This is a genomic window from Janthinobacterium sp. GW460-12-1-14-LB5 (genome assembly GCF_059423585.1).
The window spans coordinates 44846-48237 of record NZ_JBWKYD010000036.1 but is presented as its reverse complement, the minus strand read 5'-3'; the positions used below and the strand labels follow the sequence as shown (position 1 = coordinate 48237).

4 protein-coding genes are annotated in these 3392 nt (G+C 56.3%); 3 read left to right on the top strand and 1 reads right to left on the bottom strand.

Annotated elements, in window-relative coordinates; genetic code table 11:
* Positions 1 to 132 precede the first annotated feature (132 nt).
* Positions 133 to 675 (top strand): DUF2939 domain-containing protein, encoded by a 543-nt coding sequence (locus tag AC07X6_RS26635; RefSeq protein ID WP_494792944.1) that lies wholly within the window; start codon positions 133 to 135, stop codon positions 673 to 675.
* A 155-nt stretch (positions 676 to 830) separates the two neighbouring features.
* Here the strand turns inward: AC07X6_RS26635 and AC07X6_RS26630 are convergent, their stop codons facing one another.
* Positions 831 to 1652, bottom strand: a complete 822-nt coding sequence (locus AC07X6_RS26630) for a restriction endonuclease (protein ID WP_494792943.1) — start codon at positions 1650 to 1652, stop codon at positions 831 to 833.
* 569 nt (positions 1653 to 2221) lie between these two features.
* Between AC07X6_RS26630 and AC07X6_RS26625 the strand changes: the two genes are divergently transcribed.
* Together AC07X6_RS26625 and AC07X6_RS26620 are read left to right on the top strand one after the other, a co-directional pair.
* On the top strand, positions 2222 to 2869 hold the full coding sequence (locus AC07X6_RS26625) for a hypothetical protein (RefSeq protein WP_230537579.1): 648 nt from the start codon (positions 2222 to 2224) through the stop codon (positions 2867 to 2869).
* Positions 2870 to 2916: 47 nt separating this feature from the next.
* Positions 2917 to 3363: a GNAT family N-acetyltransferase gene (locus tag AC07X6_RS26620; RefSeq protein ID WP_494792942.1), complete on the top strand. Its 447-nt coding sequence runs from the start codon at positions 2917 to 2919 to the stop codon at positions 3361 to 3363.
* Positions 3364 to 3392: the final 29 nt, after the last annotated feature.

Sequence of the window (3392 nt, the reverse complement as noted above, 5' to 3'; positions counted from 1 at the left end):
GCTTGCCCCCCCCCCCCGATAACGCCCTGCGACACAACCGTGTCCGCAGCACAGGCCATCATGGCCCCGCGCCGCCATGCACGCAGTAAAATGGCACGGCGCCCCCATCACTTACCACCGCACAGGCATCACTTGAAAAAAACTACCATCGCCGCCGTCGCGGCCGCCATTGCCCTGGCCGCCACCGTCTACGCGTCGCCGTACTACGCCTTGCACCAGATCAAGACCGCGCTGGCCGAGCGCAACGCCGAGGCGCTGGCCGCACACGTGGACTTCCCCGCCCTGCGCGCCAGCGTCAAGACGCAGCTGGAAGCCGGCATGGCCCGCAGCATTGCGGTGACAGCAGGCAGCGACAATCCGCTGGCCGCCCTGGGGCAAAGGGTCGCCAGCGCCATGCTGGGCAAGATGGTCGACGCCATGGTCTCGCCCGCCGGCGTCGTCGCCCTCGTCAACAAGAGCGCCGTCAGCCCGCAAACGGATGCGGATGCCGATGCCCCGGCCGAGGGCGCGCGGAAAAAGGCCGATTATTCGGCAGGCTATGCCGGCGTGAACACCTTCATCGTGCGCGCCAAGGATGGCGATGCGCAACAAGGCGCGCTGGTCCTGCTGCGCCATGGCGTGTGGGGCTGGAAGCTGAGTTCTATCGAGATTGCGTCGGCGATGGCCGGGAGGTAGGTGGCTGAGGGCGTGAGACAAGGACAGGAGCGATCACAACAACAAAAAGCTGGCCTGACTCCTATCTTTCAACTTCAATAAATGAATGCCGCACGTAATCAATGCACACCCCTGTCGAAATCGAAGAATTCAGGCAATAATAAAGAAAGAAAAGCTTAGCGGCGATTGCGGCGCAACATCGCAAGCCATCGATGAAGTCCCTTGGACTCTGCTGGCCGTATGATAGGCTCCATTAAAAAGTCACGGTTGATGCTTTCTGCATCGGTTGCATGTAGCAACAGCTTGCCATCAGCCTCCGGAGGATCTATGACAAGTCCAATTGGCATGTTGCGCAATAAGGCGGCGGCAAGGAAACCCCGCAACTTATATTGCGGCATACCGTAGACTTTTAGTTCATTCTTATTAGGGAGAAACTCCAAATAATCTTCGGCATGTTTCTTTGAAATAAACAATGGCAGCTTTACGGGGAAAGTTTCAGGAAAGGCATAGAAGTCACCACCTGGAGCTTGCTCGCGTTTATCAAGTACGGCAATGTACCAGAATGGCTCCCCCATGCAGTTTTCCTCAGGAATAAACGCGGCCAAGATCCTTTGTCCAAGCAACTGTCCAAGCGTTGGAAGATCTTGCTCTTTGAGCATGAGAATTCCATGCCGATCCCCAACTTCAATTGCCCCGGATTGATACCCTTTCCGTGATATAAAAACACCCACCAACTCGTCACCAATATTTTTTATTTTCTGATGAAAAAGCAAGACCTGTCCCTGATCAACAGGCTTATTCCAATCCTTACATTCAATCGCGACGCGATGCCGCACTCCCGCATGAAGGAATTCATAGTAAATATCGATCTCATAGGACTCACGCTCACTTATTCTAAATTTCGTATTTTTTGAAACCTGGATGCGTTCGCCTCTAAGATTCAAGATGGATTGATACACAAAGTGAACATAGCTTTCAAAACTTGCTCCATCCTTCATTAAATTTACTCCTCTTTAACCAAAATGCATTATTCTTGAGGCAAGAATCCCTCTCGACGCTTAGAGCGCCATTCTAATGGTATTTTTAGAAGTTCAATACCACGATCGCAAATATCCCGCCCCACATAAAAAATGCTTATTTCCGAAATTTAAGTGCAACACGCTCAAATTGATACATCTGGCAAGCCCAAGCACGATCGCTATCAACCACAATCTTGATATTGGCACCGCCGTGGATTGGCACGGAGATGGGAAATAATATGCCACTCATCTACCGATCCATCACGTGCAGCCTGGCTCAGATTGGCCGACACATGAGATGAGCAATGGCAATTGGCAATAAATTTTTTGTCGACGACAGCGTTCATCCGGAGAACAAACAAAAACAGTACTGGTCTTTTGTTGAAAAAATATAAATGCAAACTACTAACTCCATATCGTACGCGCCACTTACTTCATCAATGCCAGAATGCATATAATCTCAATCCTTGCTGCGGTACAGAACTAATTGACGCGCCAGCTCAACCCCACGAGGCTGTATGCTCCCAAAAAATGCTTTTATACTTGCCATGGCACTCGGCCTTGCCGGCGCCGCGCCCTGCGCCCACGCCCTCGATGGCACAGCCGGGAGCAGCCACTCGGTTGCCTCGCGCATGCAAGCGGAAACGTCCAGCGCCGCCGATCCCGGCGCGCCCGCGCCGCTGCCCGTGCCCAGCGACATTTCGCTGGCAGAACTGGAACGCCGCCTGGCGCTGGGCCAGGCGCAAAGCGCCGAAAAGCACTGGAGCAGCGCGCTCGACCCGGCGGTATTGACGGCCCTGGCGCAACAGATGGGGTGCCGCGATATCGTCGGCGTGCATCCGTTCGGTTTCCCGCTGGACCGGACGCAGCCTGCCGTCCTGAGCGGCGCGCACCTGCTGGCCCGCTGCCCGGAGCGGGCTTACGTGACGATCACGGCGATGTCGATGGCGGGCAAGGCGGGCAAGCGCGTCACCCTGAGCCCGCAGGCCTTCAGCCACACGGTCGATGGCAGGCCGGCGCGGCGCCTGTATTACAAGGCGCCCAACGGACGCCAGAAGGAATCGCTGACCATCATCGATGGCAGCTATGCGTATGCGCTCGAATACTGGTCGCTCGATGATAGCCAGCAGAGCGGCATGGTGGGTATGCGCCGCATGGAAACATTGACGTTGCCGCAACAAGCCGGGCAAAATTAGTCAAAATACTGTATATTCATACAGTTATCGACCATTTCCTGTCCGCCATGCCCGCCAACCCGCACCACGCCTTGCCCTACACCATTTCCGTCAGCGCCACGATCGACGCGGAAGTCGAGCAAACCATCCTCGACGGCTTGAACGCCTATAACGATGCCATCACCGGCTATAGCGACAGGCAGGTATTGAGCGTGGTCGTGCGCGACCGCAACAGCCAGCGCGTGCTGGGCGGCGCCATGGGCCGGACCTCGCTGGGTTTGCTGTTTCTCGATTTGTTTTATTTGCCCGCCACCTTGCGGGGGCTGGGCCTGGGCAGCCAGGTACTGGCGCAATTCGAAGAGGAAGGACGCCGGCGCGGCTGCGGCTCGGCGGTGCTGTACACCATCAGTTTCCAGGCGCCCGAATTTTACGAGCGCCGCGGCTGGCGCCGCTTCGGCGAGATTGCCTGCAGCCCCGAAGGGACGAGCCGGGTCTTCATGAGCAAGAGCCTGTAGGCTGCATATGGCAGCGGGGGGGGGGGGCG

Coding starts and splice junctions, on each gene's coding strand:
- AC07X6_RS26625 (WP_230537579.1), top strand. CDS start 2,222: ATGGCACTCGGCCTTGCCGGCGCCGCGCCCTGCGCCCACGCCCTCGAT.
- AC07X6_RS26630 (WP_494792943.1), bottom strand. CDS start 1,652: ATGAAGGATGGAGCAAGTTTTGAAAGCTATGTTCACTTTGTGTATCAA.
- AC07X6_RS26620 (WP_494792942.1), top strand. CDS start 2,917: ATGCCCGCCAACCCGCACCACGCCTTGCCCTACACCATTTCCGTCAGC.